At 71.9% G+C, this 16,287-nt stretch carries 14 protein-coding genes; 8 read left to right on the top strand and 6 right to left on the bottom strand.

Annotated features, from left to right (window positions below):
• Window positions 1-211 precede the first annotated feature (211 nt).
• Window positions 212-418, bottom strand: a complete 207-nt coding sequence (locus tag ACWDAK_RS29500; RefSeq protein WP_344637420.1) for a hypothetical protein — start codon at window positions 416-418, stop codon at window positions 212-214.
• Window positions 419-639: 221 nt separating this feature from the next.
• Here ACWDAK_RS29500 and thiC point away from each other — a divergent pair, with 221 nt between their 5' ends.
• On the top strand, window positions 640-2,460 hold the full coding sequence (gene thiC / locus ACWDAK_RS29495) for a phosphomethylpyrimidine synthase ThiC (protein ID WP_427395955.1): 1,821 nt from the start codon (window positions 640-642) through the stop codon (window positions 2,458-2,460).
• A 234-nt stretch (window positions 2,461-2,694) separates the two neighbouring features.
• Here the strand turns inward: thiC and ACWDAK_RS29490 are convergent, their stop codons facing one another.
• Window positions 2,695-3,051, bottom strand: coding sequence for an LPXTG cell wall anchor domain-containing protein (locus ACWDAK_RS29490; RefSeq protein WP_344637418.1), 357 nt, complete (start codon window positions 3,049-3,051; stop codon window positions 2,695-2,697).
• Between the two features lie 316 nt (window positions 3,052-3,367).
• On the bottom strand, window positions 3,368-3,754 hold the full coding sequence (locus ACWDAK_RS29485) for a VOC family protein (protein WP_344637417.1): 387 nt from the start codon (window positions 3,752-3,754) through the stop codon (window positions 3,368-3,370).
• A 224-nt stretch (window positions 3,755-3,978) separates the two neighbouring features.
• On the opposite strand from ACWDAK_RS29485, the gene ACWDAK_RS29480 reads away from it, so the two are divergent.
• Entirely contained in the window at window positions 3,979-4,710 is a 732-nt protein-coding gene (locus tag ACWDAK_RS29480; protein WP_344637416.1) for a sulfite exporter TauE/SafE family protein, read from the top strand.
• 202 nt (window positions 4,711-4,912) lie between these two features.
• A complete protein-coding gene (locus ACWDAK_RS29475; protein WP_427395548.1) occupies window positions 4,913-6,589 on the top strand; it encodes a DUF885 domain-containing protein in 1,677 nt (558 codons plus the stop codon).
• Window positions 6,590-6,810: 221 nt separating this feature from the next.
• Here ACWDAK_RS29475 and ACWDAK_RS29470 read toward each other — a convergent pair whose 3' ends face one another.
• The 3 genes from ACWDAK_RS29470 to ACWDAK_RS29460 all read right to left on the bottom strand — a co-directional run bounded on the left by ACWDAK_RS29470 (window position 6,811) and on the right by ACWDAK_RS29460 (window position 10,573).
• Entirely contained in the window at window positions 6,811-7,770 is a 960-nt protein-coding gene (locus tag ACWDAK_RS29470) for a hypothetical protein (protein ID WP_344637414.1), read from the bottom strand.
• 265 nt (window positions 7,771-8,035) lie between these two features.
• Window positions 8,036-9,193: a metallophosphoesterase gene (locus tag ACWDAK_RS29465; protein ID WP_344637413.1), complete on the bottom strand. Its 1,158-nt coding sequence runs from the start codon at window positions 9,191-9,193 to the stop codon at window positions 8,036-8,038.
• A gap of 207 nt (window positions 9,194-9,400) precedes the next feature.
• Complete coding sequence (locus ACWDAK_RS29460) at window positions 9,401-10,573, bottom strand: LacI family DNA-binding transcriptional regulator (RefSeq protein WP_344637412.1); 1,173 nt, start codon at window positions 10,571-10,573, stop codon at window positions 9,401-9,403.
• 371 nt (window positions 10,574-10,944) lie between these two features.
• On the opposite strand from ACWDAK_RS29460, the gene hisC reads away from it, so the two are divergent.
• The 5 genes from hisC to ACWDAK_RS29435 all read left to right on the top strand — a co-directional run bounded on the left by hisC (window position 10,945) and on the right by ACWDAK_RS29435 (window position 16,248).
• Window positions 10,945-12,024, top strand: a complete 1,080-nt coding sequence (gene hisC, locus ACWDAK_RS29455) for a histidinol-phosphate transaminase (protein WP_344637411.1) — start codon at window positions 10,945-10,947, stop codon at window positions 12,022-12,024.
• Between the two features lie 352 nt (window positions 12,025-12,376).
• A complete protein-coding gene (locus ACWDAK_RS29450) occupies window positions 12,377-12,568 on the top strand; it encodes a hypothetical protein (protein ID WP_427395550.1) in 192 nt (63 codons plus the stop codon).
• A gap of 250 nt (window positions 12,569-12,818) precedes the next feature.
• The gene (locus ACWDAK_RS29445) at window positions 12,819-14,228 is read left to right on the top strand and encodes an efflux RND transporter periplasmic adaptor subunit (RefSeq protein ID WP_344637409.1); all 1,410 of its coding nucleotides are present in this window, start codon (window positions 12,819-12,821) and stop codon (window positions 14,226-14,228) included.
• On the top strand, window positions 14,225-15,049 hold the full coding sequence (locus tag ACWDAK_RS29440) for an ABC transporter ATP-binding protein (protein ID WP_344637408.1): 825 nt from the start codon (window positions 14,225-14,227) through the stop codon (window positions 15,047-15,049). The genes ACWDAK_RS29445 and ACWDAK_RS29440 overlap by 4 nt, the downstream gene beginning before the upstream one ends.
• Window positions 15,046-16,248, top strand: coding sequence for an ABC transporter permease (locus ACWDAK_RS29435; protein WP_344637407.1), 1,203 nt, complete (start codon window positions 15,046-15,048; stop codon window positions 16,246-16,248). The genes ACWDAK_RS29440 and ACWDAK_RS29435 overlap by 4 nt, the downstream gene beginning before the upstream one ends.
• The last annotated feature ends 39 nt before the right edge of the window (window positions 16,249-16,287 follow it).

Below are 16,287 nucleotides of genomic sequence, written 5' to 3'. Positions count from 1 at the left end.
CGGTTCCGTGGCTGCGCTCTGTTGTGCAGGATGGCGCGGAACCGGTGGCAGCAGGAGATTCTGCGCCTGATGGGATCCAATGTGAAGCCGGGACGGTTCGTGTTCTGCATCGAACCCGTCAAGATTCCGTCAACGCGATGACAATACGGATGACTCGGACTTGTGCCGTCCGGTCGGAGCAGTGTTCAGGCCGGTGCGCGGGCGGCGGTGCTCAGGCCAGCGCGCGGGCCACGTAGACCGTGCGCGGCGGCTGGTACTCCACCACGACCACCGGCGTGCCGACCGGCAGCGTCTCGTCCGGCACCGACGGATGCGCCAGGAACGCCTCCGTCCCCTGCCGCTCAGGTACGTGTACCAGCACCTCGCCGACCAGACCGGCACCGACCTTGCCGGTGACCCGGCCCGTGTTGCCCACCATGGCCCCAGTCTGCCCCTCACCGCGCACGGCCGGAACCCGTCTGGACCGCCCGGGTTCCGCCCGCTACGGTGTTGGACGTCTCACGCAGGCAACACCGCCTGCCGAAACGGGAGCTCGGAGCACCGGGCTGAGAGGGCGCTGACCGGTACACGCGTACCGAACGCTGCGCCGACCGCAGGAACCTGACCGGGTAATGCCGGCGTAGGGAGTAGAGGTCCGAGATGACCACGTTTGATGCACAGCAGCCTGCCCGCGAGCCGGAGGCGACCGCCAAGGTCACCAGCGCGAGCACCGGCTACCCGACCCCGGCATGGCGGAAGGCGTACCACGAGGGCTCCCGGCCCGACCTGCGGGTGCCGTACCGCGAGGTCCGGCTCACCAACGGCACCACCGTGCCGCTGTACGACACCTCAGGGCCGTACACCGACCCCGCGTACGAGCCGGACGTGCGCCGCGGTCTGCCCGCGCTCCGCGACGCGTGGATCCGCCAGCGCGGCGACGTCGAGGAGTACGACGGCCGTGAGGCCCGCCCCGAGGACGACGGGATCCGGCACACCTCGCCGCGCGGCGGCAACCTGCGCAACCTGGACGCGGTCTTCCCGGGCCGTCCGCGCCGTCCGCTGCGCGCCCGGGACGGCGTCGCGGTCACCCAACTCGCCTACGCGAAGCGGGGGATCGTCACGCCGGAGATGGAGTTCATCGCGTTGCGCGAGGGCCTGGAGGCGGAGTTCGTCCGGGCCGAGGTCGCCGCCGGCCGGGCCGTCATCCCGCTGAACGTGAACCACCCCGAGGTGGAACCGGCCATCATCGGCACCAACTTCCTGGTGAAGATCAACGCCAACATCGGCAACTCCGCGGTGACCTCCTCCATCGAGGAGGAGGTGGAGAAGATGACCTGGGCGACCCGCTGGGGCGCCGACACCGTCATGGACCTCTCCACCGGCCGCAACATCCACACCACCCGCGAGTGGATCCTGCGCAACTCCCCCGTGCCGATCGGCACCGTGCCGCTCTACCAGGCACTGGAGAAGGTCGACGGCAAGGCCGAGGAGCTGAGCTGGGAGGTCTACCGCGACACCATCATCGAGCAGTGCGAGCAGGGCGTCGACTACATGACCGTCCACGCGGGCGTACTGCTGCGCTACGTCCCACTGACGGCCCGTCGCAAGACCGGCATCGTCTCGCGCGGCGGCTCGATCATGGCGGCCTGGTGCCTGGCGCACCACAAGGAGAACTTCCTCTACACCAACTTCGAGGAGCTCTGCGACATCCTGCGCGCCTACGACGTCACCTTCTCGCTCGGTGACGGCCTGCGTCCGGGTTCGATCGCGGACGCCAACGACGAGGCGCAGTTCGCCGAACTGCAGACGCTGGGCGAGCTCGGGCGCATCGCCCGTTCGAAGGACGTCCAGGTGATGATCGAGGGCCCGGGCCACGTCCCGATGCACAAGATCAAGGAGAACATGGATCTCCAGAAGGAGATCTGCGACGAGGCGCCCTTCTACACCCTCGGCCCGCTCACCACGGACGTCGCCCCCGGCTACGACCACATCACCTCGGGCATCGGCGCCGCGATGATCGCCTGGTGGGGCACCGCGATGCTCTGCTACGTCACGCCCAAGGAGCACCTGGGCCTGCCCAACCGCGACGACGTCAAGACCGGCGTGATCACCTACAAGATCGCCGCCCATGCCGCGGACCTCGCCAAGGGCCACCCCGGCGCCCAGGCCTGGGACGACGCCCTCTCCGACGCCCGCTTCGAGTTCCGCTGGGAGGACCAGTTCAACCTGGCCCTGGACCCGGAGACCGCGCGCGACTTCCACGACGAGACCCTCCCCGCCGAGCCCGCCAAGACGGCCCACTTCTGTTCCATGTGCGGCCCGAAGTTCTGCTCGATGAAGATCAGCAAATCCATCAACGAGAAGTTCGGCGGCGATGGGGCCTCGCCGGAGTACGACGCGGCGGCCGTCGAGGGCATGAAGACCATGTCCGAGGAGTTCGCGGCCCACGGCAACCGGGTCTACCTGCCGCTGGCTGACTGACGGCACTCCAGTCGGGGCTGCCCCGGAAACCGGGACCGGGCTCCGGGGCAGCCCTCCTTTTCGCCACCCGTGACACCGACGCTGTTGTCCGGTGACGAACCGCCCGATCTCGGTGCCTCGCTGCGCCGTATCGCCGCGAACCGCGCTACGGGCGCTCAGGGCCTGTCCGGCGGAGAACGGGCGGTGCCCCGAGCAGCTTCAGCTGCTCGGGGCACCGCTTCGTTGTCGCGCGTGTCAGCCCTGTGCCTGACGGCGGCGGCGCTGGGTGAAGAAGAGCGTGCCGGCGCCGAGCACCACGAGGGCTCCGCCTGCGCCGACGAGGGCACCGGTGTTGCTCGCGCCGGTGGAGGCAAGCGAGGTGGAGGTGGGGGTGAGATCGGCGAACGGGGCCGAGGAGGTGTCGGCCGCCTGGACGACCTTGCTGGTGGACGTCTTGTCCGGGGAGGTCGAGCCGGAGGTGGCCTCAGTGGTCGGCGAAGGCTGGGCGGGCTGGGCGGTCGGGCTGCTGGAGTCGGACGGGGCGGGGGTGCCGTCCACGGTCACGTGCGCCGGCTGGGAGCTGATCACCGGGCCCTGGCCGATGTACGACAAGGCGCTGAGCCAGCCCGTGACGCGCGGGCCAGTCCGAGGATGCGAGCGGCTCGGACCGCTGCCGCTCGTCGCGTGTGCGGAGGTGGCCAGGCGTCGGTGCGGGCTGGCACGATGCTGTACCTGCGCAATGCTTGACGGGCGAATGCGTTTCAGAGAGAAGCGATGAGGCGTGGAAGAGCGTCTCCGCAGAGTCACCGCCAAACTGGCGAGGGTGCCTCGCCTTCCCGGGGCCATGGACCACGCCGAGGGCGCACCCAGCCTCGCCGACCTCCGTACGGCGTTCATGCACGGTGGGGCGCACCAGGGGCCCCCGGAATCACCCCTCGGCGTCCTGCGGGTACCAGCGCAGTTCGATGGTGTTGCCGTCCGGGTCCCGCACATAGACCGAGGTTGCGCTGCCGCGCGCGCCGTACCGGCCGACCGGCCCGTCCAGGACGGTGAAGACGCCCGAGTCGATGGCCTCCTGCCAGTCCAGCGGCTCCACGGTGAGGCAGAAGTGGTCGACGTTCGATCCCTCCCGGGGGCCGCTCACCAGGTCGATGATGGTCTCGGCGCTGACCCGCACCGACGGGAAGGGGGCCCGGCCGGCCCGCCACTCGTCCACCCGCACCGGCTCCAGGCCGAGCGGTCCGCAGTAGAACTCCAGTGCGCGCTCGATGTCCTGGACGTTGAGGACCAGGTGGTCGAAGGCTTTCACACGCATGACGGTCACTTCGCTTCCGGGGTCGCGGCCTGCTGGGCCGGTCGGTGGTGGGACACACGGTGCCGTTGGCGGGCACCCGCGTGGCCGGTGTGCCGTTCAACCGGTGCCGGAGGCTCCCTGGGGGCCGGGACCGGGCGACGTCTTCCACGATCCGCCGAACGGGCCGCGCCATCAAGACGGGAACGGACTAAGACCGTTTAGCTGGGCTGAACGACGGGACGACCATGTTGGAACGGCATGTCGCCGATCTGTTGCTGGGGTGTGTCGTGCTGTTGGGCGCCTCCGTGCAGCGATTGGCCGGGATCGGGTTCGCTCTGGTCGCGGCGCCGGTGCTGGTGTTGCTGCTCGGACCGGGCCAGGGGGTGGTGCTGGCGAACTGCGCGGCGGGGGCGATCAGCGCGATCGGGCTGGCGGGCACCTGGCGGCAGGTCCGGTTGACCGCGATGCTCCCGCTGGTGGTCGCGGCCGCGTGTACCGTCCCGGCCGGGGCCTGGTTGGCCGCGCGGATGCCGGAGCCCGAACTGCTGGCCGGCGTGGGAGCGTTGGTGACCGCGGCGGTGGTGCTGGTGATGGCCGGGGCCCGAGTGCGCGCGCTGCGCGGGGTCAGCGGGGCGATCGCCGCGGGCGCCACCAGCGGGTTCATGAACTCCGCAGCCGGGGTGGGCGGGCCGGCCGTCTCCCTGTACGCGGTCAACGCGGGTTGGACGGCCGGGGAGTTCGTGCCCAATGCGCAGTTCTACGGGGTCCTGGTCAACACCCTCTCCGTCTCGGCCAAAGGCGTGCCACGGCTCACCGGAACGGTGTGGCTGCTGGCCGCGGCGGGCATCGCGGGGGGAGCGCTGATCGGGAGGGCGCTCGCCGACCGGGTGCCGGAGAGGTACGCCCGGTGGGCGGTGCTGTCGCTCGCGCTGGCGGGTGGGCTCACCACGCTGGGAAAGGGGCTGTGGGAGCTCTGAACCGGGAGCCGTGAGCCCGTCGGCGCCCGGTGGCCGGCTCCGGCCCGCGTCCCCACCTCACGGGTCCGCCGGTGGCGGGCGGCCGGACGGGGCCGTGGAGCGGCCTGCCCCGGGCCGGCGTTCGGCGGCGGAAATCCCAGGGCGGCGGCCGGGGCGGGGCTGGGTGCTGACGGCCGGGCCACCGGAGCGCCAAGATGAAGGAATGTCAGATGACTTGAGCACACCACGACGTATCGCCGACGGCCACGTGGAGCGGGTGGCCGCGCAGGACCCGTCGGTCGCCACCGCGTTGGGGCTGAACCCGGGGGACGACCGGCAGCCCGACCTGTCGCCGGAAGGCTTCGAGGCGCTCGCCGAACTCGCCCGCGGCACCCTCGGCAGGCTCGACGGCCAGGAGGCGGGAACCGACCCCGCCGAGCAGGCCTGCGCCCGGCTGCTGCGCGAGCGTCTCACCGCCGAACTCGCCGTGCACGACGCCGGCGACCACTACCGCTCGCTGCGCAACCTCAACTCCCCGGTGCAGCGGCTGCGTTCCATCTTCGTCCTGATGCCGACCGAGAGCGAGGAGGACTGGGCGACGGTGGCCGGCCGGCTGCGCAACCTCCCCGGCGCGCTGGACGGTTACCGGGCCACCCTGACCGAGGGGATCTCACGCGGTCTGCTCTCCGCCCCGCGCCAGGTGGGCGCCGTGATCCGCCAACTCGACGCCTGGACCGGCCGGGACACCGGCGGCACCAGCTGGTTCGCCGACTTCGTCTCCGACTGCGCCACCGGGCAGCGCCCCGGGCTGGACGACGACGCCGTCGGGGCGAGCGCCGCCGTCGGCGAGTTCCGCGACTGGCTGCACGGGACGTACCTGCCGGCCGCCGCCGGAGTCCCGGACCCGGTCGGCCGGGAACGCTACCTGCGGTCCGCCCGCTTCTCCACCGGCGCCGACGTCGACGTCGACGAGGCGTACGCCTGGGCCTGGGACGAGTTCCACCGGAACCTGGCCGAGATGCGGGCCGAGGCCGGCCGCATCCTGCCCGGCGCCACCGTGCTGGAGGCCATGCACCACCTGGACGAGTACGGCCACGTCATCAAGGGGGAGGAGGAGATCCGGGTCTGGCTGCAGCAGATCATGGACGAGGCGATAGCGGCGCTGGACGGCACCCACTTCGACATCTCGGGGCCGCTGCGCCGGGTCGAGTCGAGGATCGCGCCCCCCGGCAGCTCCCCCGCGCCCCACTACACCCGTCCCAGCCTCGACTTCAGCCGCCCCGGCCGGACCTACCTGCCGACCCTCGGCAAGGACACCTTCCCGACCTGGGAGATCGTCAGCACCTGGTACCACGAGGGCGTTCCGGGCCACCACCTCCAGCTGGCCCGTTGGGTCGAGGTCGCCGACCGGCTCAGCCGCTACCAGGTGACCCTGGGCAGTGTCAGTGCCAACACCGAGGGCTGGGCCCTGTACGCGGAGCGGCTGATGGACGAACTCGGCTTCCTATCCGACCCGGGCCGCCGCCTCGGCTACCTCGACAAGCAGATGCTGCGCATCATCCGCGTGATCATCGATATCGGCATGCACCTGGAACTCGCCATCCCCGCCGACTCCCCCTTCCACCCGGGCGAGCGCTGGACTCCGGAGCTGGCCACCGCGTTCATGGCCGCCTACCACGGCAGTTCGGTCGAGCGCCGCACCGGCGAGGTGGACCGCTACCTCGGCTGGCCGGGTCAGGCGATCAGCTACAAGCTCGGTGAACGTGCCTGGCTGCGGGGCCGCGAGGCCGCCAGGAAGCGGCACGGCGGCGCCTTCGACCTCAAGGCCTGGCACATGAAGGCGCTCTCCCAGGGCTCCTACGGGCTCGACGACCTGGCCGCCAACCTCGCGACGCTGTAACTGGTCGTTTCGGCCGACAGGGGTGCGACTGCTCGGCTCCGCCAGGTCTGCCAGAACATCGGCACCGCCCTCAAGCCCGCGAGGGCGGACTGACGGCACGTCACCAAGCTGACCGTCGACCTGGTGGATCCCGAACTCCCGGCCTCCGCGCGGTCGGCCATCGCCCGCCGTGGGACCGCGAGCCGGGGCCGGACGGTCTGACCGCCGGTGACGCCGGACGGTCAGACCTCGTCCGGTCCGGTGAAGCCCGGTGGGCTGTAGCCCGGGCTGCTGAACTCGGCGGTACGCGGCGTACGGCCCTCGGGGCCGGTCAGGTTCTCGGCACCCGGGCTGGTGAAGCCCGGGCTGCCGAAGGCCGCGCGGCTGTAGCCGGGGCTGAGCAGCTCCGGCGGGTTGGGGTGGGCGGCCGGTTGGGCGGGGAGCGCGGGTTCGGCGCTCAGGTTGGCACGCAGGTAGGGGAGCAGCGCGCGTTCGAGCAGCGCGGTGTGCCAGGCGAGCCGGGCCTCGGCGAGGCCGTCCGATGGCGTGGGAGCGTCCGTCCGGCCGCCGCCAGTGCCGCCGCCAGCGCCGCCACCAGTGCCGCCGTCGGGCGCCGCCCCGGCCGCCGCCCGAGGCTGTGCCGCCGCCTGGGGCTGTGCTGCCGTCTGCGGCGGTGCGTACGGCGGCGGTGCCGTGCTGTCGCGCAGTGCGGTGAGCATCAGTCCGACCGCGCCGGTCACCAGCGTGGCGACGCCGACGGCCAGTGCCGTCCACCCGGCGGTCACCACGGCCCGTCCGAGGGCGAGAGCGGGGCTGGTGGCGCGCAGGGTGTAGCCGAGCAGCAGCAGGACGGCCGCCGCCGACCAGGAGAGGATCGGCGCCAGCACGGTGAGCGCGGGCAGCAGCCCGACGCCCTGTTCGGCCGGCGCGGGGGCTGGCTCCGGCTCCGGCCGCGTCCGGGGTCGGGCGCCCTCCTGGTGCCGCAGGGCGGTGCGCAGCCCGGTGTAGCGAAGGTATTCGTCCGCTGCGCCGGCCGCGGCGGTGTCGGCGGCGAGCAGGGCCTTGGTGCGGAGCTGGGCGGCGGTGAGGTGCGGGCCGGCCCCGGCCAGGGCAGCGAGTATCTCCGGGGCGCGCAGGGCTTCGTCGAGGATGCGCTCGAAGTCCGGGCGGTCCTCGGCGAGCAGATGTGGGGTGGTGGTCATGGGTACCCCGTTCCGCTGGATCACGGAGGTGGACTGGTCCATGCCGGTGGACCGTCGGGTGCCGGTGCTCGGAGCGACCGGGACCCGGCCCGGCATGGTGCATCGATGGTAGGGGCGAGCAGCGAGTGACTGACAGTCGGTTTCCGGATTTTCAGTGGTACGAGCACCCTTGTGGTATCGGACTGCTGTTCACTCCGGTACTGCCGTTCGAAAACACGGCGCCCGGCCGGAGAGTCCGGGCCGGGCGCGAGGCGTTGATTCGGCGTCAGTTGAGGGGCAGTCGGGCGACCAGCAGTCGACCCTCCATGGTGACCCCGCCGTCCATCGCGATGGCCAGCTCGTCCGCGTAGATGTACGGGCCGGGGATGTGCGGCGGCACGCCCTCCTCGGCGTGCGTGGAGCCGGTGAGGTACGGGATCGGGCTGTGCCCGTGCACCACGCGCTGCCCGCCGTACGCGGCGAGCAGCTCGTGCGCGGCCATCGGCCCGGCCTGGCCGCGGAAGGCGAACCGCTTGGTGAAGCGGCGGAAGCAGTCCCACCACTCGTCCGCGCCCTCGTCCGCGAGCAGGTGGTGCACCGCGTCGTTGACCTCGGCGATGGACTCGCCGTACTCCAGGTAGGCGGTGGTGTCGGAGTGCAGCAGCAGGTGGTTGTCCTCGAGGGCCATCGCGGGGAGCCGGGAGAGCCAGCTGATGTGGTGCGGCTCCAGGCGGTCCAGGTCCTGCTGCTGGCCGCCGTTGAGCCGCCAGGCGGCGAGGAAGGAGGCGGTGCCGGCGGTGGACTGGACCGGCTCGTCGCCGTACTTGGCGGCGCCGAGGAAGAGCAGTTCGTGATTGCCCATCAGGGCCCGGCAGTAGCCGCCCGCGGCGGCGGCCTCGGCGGCGAGCTGCATGACCAGGTCGATGACGCCGATGCCGTCGGGGCCGCGGTCGGTGAAGTCGCCGAGGAACCAGAGCCTGGCGCGACCGGCGGACCAGTGGCCCTCGGCGTCGATCAGGCCCTGCTGGTGCAGCGCGGCCCGCAGTTCGTCGAGATAGCCGTGCACGTCGCCGACCACGTACAGCGGGCCCGGAGCCTCGCCCGGGGTGGGTTGCGGATACGGGAAGTGGACTTCCTCGGGTGGCGGCGGAGCGAGCGGTGGACCCAGTTCGATGGTCGGCCGGTCCTCGTGGTGGACCGGCGCCGGCAGCGGCTCGCGGTGGACCATCTGCACTGTCACGTCGTCGGGGTGACTGTGCGTCGGCCAGTGCTGTTCGAGGAAGCGGGCGCCGCCGTAGCCGCTGTAAGTGGTGTCGTAGCCGTACCCGGGCGGCGGCTCGGGAGGCTCGTAGTAGGAGCCGTACGGGAGCACGTCGAGGTCCTGGGGGTGGTGGGGGCCTGAGTCGGGCAGTTCAGGCCCGGGGAAGCGGTCCTCGGGTGTCATTCGCCCATCATAGGAAGACCACTCTCCCGGCGTCCTCACCTGGTCGGTATCCAATCGGCCGGAGAGTCTCGCCGACCCGCTCCGAGCGGGCGCGGACGGTGCTTCCGGCGCCTCAACCGGGGCGGTGTACGACCCGATTTGTCCCATCGTGTGGCGGTCCAGGGCCTGTCCGGCGCCGCGCGCCCGGAAAGATCCGCCGGACAGGCCCTAAACCTCGCCCGGTGGGCGGGGTGCGCTGATGGTGGTCCGGGGACTGCGGCGCTGCGAGGACGCCCGCACGATCAGCTCGGTGGGCATCAGGGTGCCCGGCGGCGGTCCGGTGCCGGCGGTGCGGAAGCGCGGCGGGAAGAGCCGGGTGCCCCCGGTCAGGTCGGAGAGCGCCACGCCCGTGCCGGAGTCGACTCCCTCGATGGCGTCGATCAGCAGGTTGACCACGGTGGTGCCGATCCGGCGCGGCTTGAGCGAGAGGGTGGTGATCGGCGGTTCGGTGCCCGCGTACACGTCGCTCTCGCTGCAGCAGACCAGCAGCAGGTCGTCGGGGACCCGCAGGCCGTACCGGCGGGCGGCGGCGAGCAGGTCGGTGCCGTTGGGGTCGAACAGGCCGTACACCGCGTCGGGGCGGTCCGGGCGGGCCAGCAGCCGGTCGGCGGCGACCGCGCCGGCGGCCGGGTCGTGGGCGGGGTAGGTCTCGTAGACCGGTTCCTGGCCGACCCGCTTGCACCAGGCGAGGTACGCCTCGGTGGAGAGCCGGGTGTAGGTGTCGGTGCTGGTCCCGGTGAGCAGGCCGATCCGGCGGGCGCCGGCCTCGGAGAGGTGGTCCAGGATGCCCAGCACGGCGGCCTCGTGGTCGTTGTCCACCCAGGCGGTGACCGGGCAGTTGCCGGGCTTGCCGTCGCTGACCACCGGTACGCCCGACCGGTACAGCTCGCTGACCAGCGGGTCCTGGTCGGGCGGGTCGATCACCACGGTGCCGTCCAGCGCGATGTTGCTCCAGACGTCGTGCCGCGAGGAGGCGGGCAGCACCACCAGGGCGTACCCGCGGCCGAGCGCCGCGCTGGTGGCCGCCCGGGCCATCTCGGCGAAGTAGGCGAACTCGGTGAAGGTGAACGGTTCCTCGCCGTAGGTGGTGACGGTCAGCCCGATCAGTCCGGACCGGCCGGTGCGCAGGGTCCGGGCGGCCGCGGACGGGCGGTAGCCGAGGCGCTCGGCGACCTCGCGCACCCGGCTTCTGGTCTCGTCGGGCAGGCGGCCCTTGCCGTTGAGGGCGTCCGAGACAGTGGTGATCGACACTCCGGCGGCTGCCGCCACATCCCGGATGCCGGCCCGCTCCAGACGCCGAGAGGTGGGTCGCCGACCGCTCTGATTGGCTGCTGCTGTCATGGCTGACCGATCGTATGGCGCATGGCGGCGGTCCGTGACCGGGGCGGCCCTCGGGCGAGAAGTACCGTTTCTCCATGAACTGTCGCGGTTGTCCCCTTGGATATCCGCGCCAATTCCGGCTTCCCACCTCTGACATGTGCCGTCGGAACCCGGCAGAATGGCTGATCCGCGTCCATGGCCCCGAGGAGCATCTCACTCCTACGGGTGAGCGCGATCGGTATCGTTCAAGGCACCCGACCGGGGCGGAACGGGTGCGTCGGAAGGGTTCGGCACCGCGCGGCGACCCCGGCGGCACCGGGCACCGATCGCATTGCGGCCACCAGGCGGCACGTGCCCGCCGCACGAACAGCAATGAGCAGAAGGAGAGCACCGTGAGCGAGACGGCAGCGCAGGGGCCCCGGCTGAGGCCGACCCTGGACGCCATTCCGACCTACAAGCCCGGTAAGCCCGCCGGCGCCGACTCGTACAAGCTGTCCTCCAACGAGAACCCCTACGACCCGCTGCCGGGCGTGCTGGAGGCCGCCGTGGCCGCCGCCGGCTCGCTGAACCGCTACCCCGACATGGCGGTCACCGAGCTCACCGCCGAACTGGCCGCACGCTTCGGCGTCCCCGCCGAGCACATCGCCACCGGCACCGGCTCGGTCAGCGTCGCCCAGTCCCTGGTGCTCTCCACCGCCGGTCCCGGCGACGAGGTCATGTTCGCCTGGCGCTCCTTCGAGGCGTACCCGATCATCACCCAGGTCGCCGGCGCCACCCCGGTCGCCGTCCCGCTCACCGCCGACGAGGCGCACGACCTGGACGCGATGCTCGCCGCGATCACCGACCGGACTCGGCTGATCTTCGTCTGCAACCCCAACAACCCCACCGGTGTGGTGATCCACCGTGCCGAGCTGGAGCGCTTCCTGGACGCCGTCCCCAGCGACATCCTGGTCGTCATCGACGAGGCGTACATCGAGTTCATCCGCGACGAGCAGGTCCCCAACGGGATCGACCTCTACCGCGACCGCCCCAACGTCTGCGTGCTGCGCACCTTCTCCAAGGCGTACGGCCTGGCGGGACTGCGGGTCGGCTTCGCCATCGCGCACGAGCCGGTGGCCACCGCGCTTCGCAAGACCGCCGTGCCGTTCGGCGTCAGCCGGATCGCCCAGGACGCGGCCCTCGCCTCGCTGCGCTCCGAGGACGCGCTGCTGGAGCGCGTCGAGGCACTGGTCCAGGAGCGCGCCCGGGTCGCCGCGGGTCTCGCCGAGCAGGGCTGGACGGTCGAGGACTCCCAGGCCAACTTCGTCTGGCTGCGCCTGGGCGAGCGCACCCTCGACTTCGCCGCCGCCTGCGCCGAGGCCGGCGTGGTGGTCCGTCCCTTCCCGGGCGAGGGCGTCCGGGTCACCATCGGCGAGACCGAGGCCAACAGCATCTTCCTGGCCACCGCCGCGGCCTTCCGCAAGGAGCTCTGACCTCCCGCGGGCCCGGCCGGCAGGGGCACGGCGCGCCGATGTGCGCGCCGTGCCCCTGCGTCGTCGAGGGTGGTGCGAGGCGCGCAGCCGGGTGGAAGGAGCACCTGCGTCAGCGCCCCTGCGACGGAGAGCGGCGTGATGACCACTCTCAAGTACCTGCTGCCCGAGGACGAGATCCCCACCGCCCGGTGCAACGTGCTGCCCGATCTCCCGTCGCCGGTACCGCCGCTGCTGCACCCGGGGACCAGGAAGCCGGTCACCGAGGAGGACCTGGCACCGCTCCTCCCGCCGGAGGTCGTCGCCCAGGAGTTCACCAGCGCGCGGGAGGCAGGACGCCTGCTTCGAGGCGGGGGTGCGGTTCGCGCGCAGCGAGGACATCGTGCCCGCGCCCGAGTCCTGCCATGCCGTCCGGGCCACCGTCGACGAGGCGCCGGCCTGCCGGGAGAGCGGGGAGGCGAAGGCCATCGTGTTCTCGCTCTCGGGGCACGCCCACTTCGACATGCGGGCCTACACGGACCACTTCGCGGGCCGGCTGGCCGACTGACCGTCGAGAGCTCCAGGGCCAACGGGCCTGCCCCTGACGGCTGCTGCCCCCGGAGGGGCCGGGCCGGATCAGAAAGCGGACCGGAAATGCTGGGAAGTCCCTGGGAGGTCGATCAACCGCTGCCCAAGCGGGAGGAAGAGTTCCGGCCGCCCGGGACCCGGTATGCGGCTGAATGTCCGGATTGCTGGCGTCAGCTCGCTCCCAGGCCTGCCCCAGGACTTGGCAAGAGCACCGCGTCACGCTGACCCCCATGAAGGTGCTCCCGCGACGGCGTGGTGCCGTCCTCGTCAATTCCGCGCTCGGCGTGGTCCTGCTGGGCGGTGCCGCCCTGGCGTACGCCACGCTGGACAGCGGTACCAGTACGGCCGCGGGCCGGCCGCAGACCCGTACCGCCACGGTGACCAAGGGCACCGTGCTGGCCACGGTCTCCGGCTCCGGCACGCTCTCCTCCCCCGGCGACGCCGGGCAGGACTTCGCCACGGGCGGCAAGGTGACCGCGGTCAAGGTGGCGGTCGGCGACACGGTGAAGAAGGGCCAGCTGCTCGCCACCGTGGACACCACGCAGGCACTTCAGCAGGTCACCGCGGCCGAGTCCGCGCTCACCGCCGCCCAGGCCAACCTCACCAAGGCGCAGGACGGCGAGACCACCACCACCCAGGTCCCCGCCAGCGGCAGCAGCAGCGGCAGCGGCCGGGGAGGCGCGTCGGCCGCCCCCAAGACCACCACCGTCACCACCACCAAGGTGGACGCGGCCCAGGTCGCCCAGGCCCAGCAGCAGCTGACCACGGCCGAGGCCGGGCTCACCAACGCCAAGGCGGCGCTCGCCGGCACCAGCCTGGTCGCCTCGGAGGACGGTACGGTCGCGTCCGTCGGCGGCAAGGTCGGCGACACCGTCGCGGGCAGCTCGGGCTCCGCCGGCTCCGGCTCGGGCGGCAGTTCCGGCAGCAGCGGCAGCGGCAAGTCCGGTGGCAGCGGGTCGGGTTCGAGCACGACGAGCGCGCCGAGCGGCTTCATCGTGCTGACCAACCCGGCCGGGATGCAGGTCTCCGCGTCCTTCTCCGAACTCGACTCGCTGAAGCTGAAGAAGGGCCAGGCGGCCACCGTCACCCTGAACGCGAAGTCCGACACCCAGCTCAAGGCGACCGTGCTGTCGGTGAGTTCGCTGCCGGTCGGCTCGGGCAGCGGCGGCGCGGGCGGATCCTCCAGCGCGGTCCAGTACGGCGCGGTGCTGCAGATCGACGGTGACACCAGCTCGCTGCGGACCGGTCTCAGCGCCACCATCTCGGTGATCACCGGCGAGGCCGACAACGCGCTCTCCGTCCCGACCGCCGCGCTCTCGGGCACAGGTGACTCCCGGACCGCGACCGTGGTGCACGACGACGGCAGCACCGAGCGGGTGGACGTCACCGCCGGGGTGGAGGGCGACTCCACGGTCCAGGTGGTCTCCGGGCTGACCGAGGGCGAGCACGTCCAGCTGACCTCGACCACCGCGGGCACCGGAAACGGCTTCCCCGGCGGCTCCTTCCCCGGCCTGGGCGGCGGTGGCGGCGGCTTCGGCGGCGGTGGCGGTGGTGGTGGCTTCGGCGGCGGCCGTGGCGGCAACGGCGGTGGCGGCAACGGCGGTGGCGGCAACGGCGGTGGCGGGGGCGGTCGCGGATGACGCCCTCCCAGACGGCGGCCGCCTGGGAGGCCCGGCAGCGGGCCGCCCAGCAGCCTCCGGTGATCCAGATCCGCAACCTCACCAAGGCGTACGGCCACGGCGACGCGACCGTGCACGCCCTGCGCGGCCCGCTCGCGCCCGGCACCGGCGAGCCCCAGGGCGTCAGCCTCGACATCGCCCAGGGCGACTACGTCGCGGTGATGGGCAGTTCGGGCTCCGGCAAGTCCACGCTGATGAACATCCTGGGCTGCCTGGACGTCCCGACCTCCGGCCGCTACCTGCTGGACGGCATCGACGTCGGGCACCTGGACGAGCAGCAGCTCTCCCTGGTCCGCAACCGCAAGATCGGGTTCATCTTCCAGTCGTTCAACCTGGTGCCCCGCACCACTGCGCTCGCCCAGGTGGAACTCCCGCTGGCGTACGCCGGCGTGCGTGCCGCCGAGCGCAAGCGCCGGGCGCTCGCCGCACTCTCGCTGGTTGGCCTGCTGGAGCGCGCCGGGCACCGGCCCAACCAGCTCTCCGGTGGCCAGCAGCAGCGCGTGGCGGTCGCCCGCGCGCTGGTCACCGCACCCGCGATGCTGCTCGCCGACGAACCCACCGGAAACCTGGACAGCCACTCCACCAAGGAGGTGCTGGCCATCATCGACGGCCTCAATGCCACCGGCCGCACCGTCGTACTGATCACCCATGAGGACGAGGTGGCCGAGCACGCCAAGCGGGTGCTGCGCCTGGTCGACGGGCAGATCATCTCCGACGTCCGGCAGGCCCCGGTGGACGGGCCGCCGCCCGCGCTGCGCGAACTCACCGGAGCCCGCCCGTGATCGTCTGGCAGATGCTCCGCTTCGCACTCGGCGGTCTGGCCGCCAACAAGGTCAGGTCGGCGCTCACCATGCTCGGTGTGCTGATCGGCGTGGCCTCGGTGATCCTGCTGCTGGCGGTCGGCAACGGCTCCTCGCAGGCCGTCAAGAACTCGATCACCTCGCTCGGCACCAACTCGCTCACCGTCTCCTCGATGAACGCCCGCGGCAGCGGCTCGGCTGCCAAGAAGCTCACCGTGGACGACGCCAAGGCGCTGGCCGCCGCCACCGACGCACCGTCGATCAAGTCGGTCGCCCCGGTGGTCACCACCACCGCCACCGCGCTCTACGGGAACATCTCGTACACCCCGGGCTCGATCATCGGCACCTACCCGGCGTACTTCGAGACCGCCAACCAGAAGGTGGCGCACGGCGACTACTTCAGCAACGACGACGTGCTGAACTCCCGCAAGGTCGCGGTGATCGGCTCCACCACCGCCGCCCAGCTGTTCGCGGACGAGGACCCGGTCGGCAAGCGGATCGTGGTCGGCGGCACCCCGTTCACCGTGGTCGGCGTGCTCGCCACCAAGGGCAGCACCGGCTTCAACGACCCGGACGACGTGGTGATCGCGCCGCTGCCCACCGTGCAGAACGCCTTCACCGGCTTCGGCTCGGTCAACCAGATCCTGGTGCAGGCGTCCTCGGCCGACGCCACCACCGCCGCGCAGAGCGACATCACCCGGATCCTGATGGGCACCCACGGGATCTCGGACCCGAGCAAGGCGGACTTCCGGATCAGCAACCAGACCTCGCTGCTGACCGCCCGGGAGAGCACCACCAAGACCTTCACCGTGCTGCTCGGCGCGGTCGCCGCGATCTCGCTGCTGGTCGGCGGGATCGGGATCACCAACATCATGCTGGTCACCGTCACCGAGCGGACCAGGGAGATCGGCATCCGCAAGGCGCTCGGCGCCCCCAAGGCGGTCATCCTGGGCCAGTTCCTCACCGAGTCCACCCTGCTGTCGGTGCTCGGCGCCGGGCTCGGGGTGCTGGCCGGGATCGTCGGCTCGCAGTTCAGCGTCGTCGGCATCAAACCGGTGGTCATCCCGCAGTCGGTGCTCGGCGCCTTCGCCATCGCGGTGGCCATCGGCCTGTTCTTCGGCAGCTATCCCGCCAACCGGGCCGCCTCGCTGCGCCCGATCGACGCCCTCCGGCACGAGTAGACCCCCCCCACGAGCAGACCCCTGAGACGAGCAGAAGAA

The sequence above is a fragment of the Kitasatospora sp. NPDC001175 genome (assembly GCF_053598215.1).
Note: the sequence above shows the minus strand (reverse complement) of the source record. Positions and strands in the feature narration are given on the sequence as shown.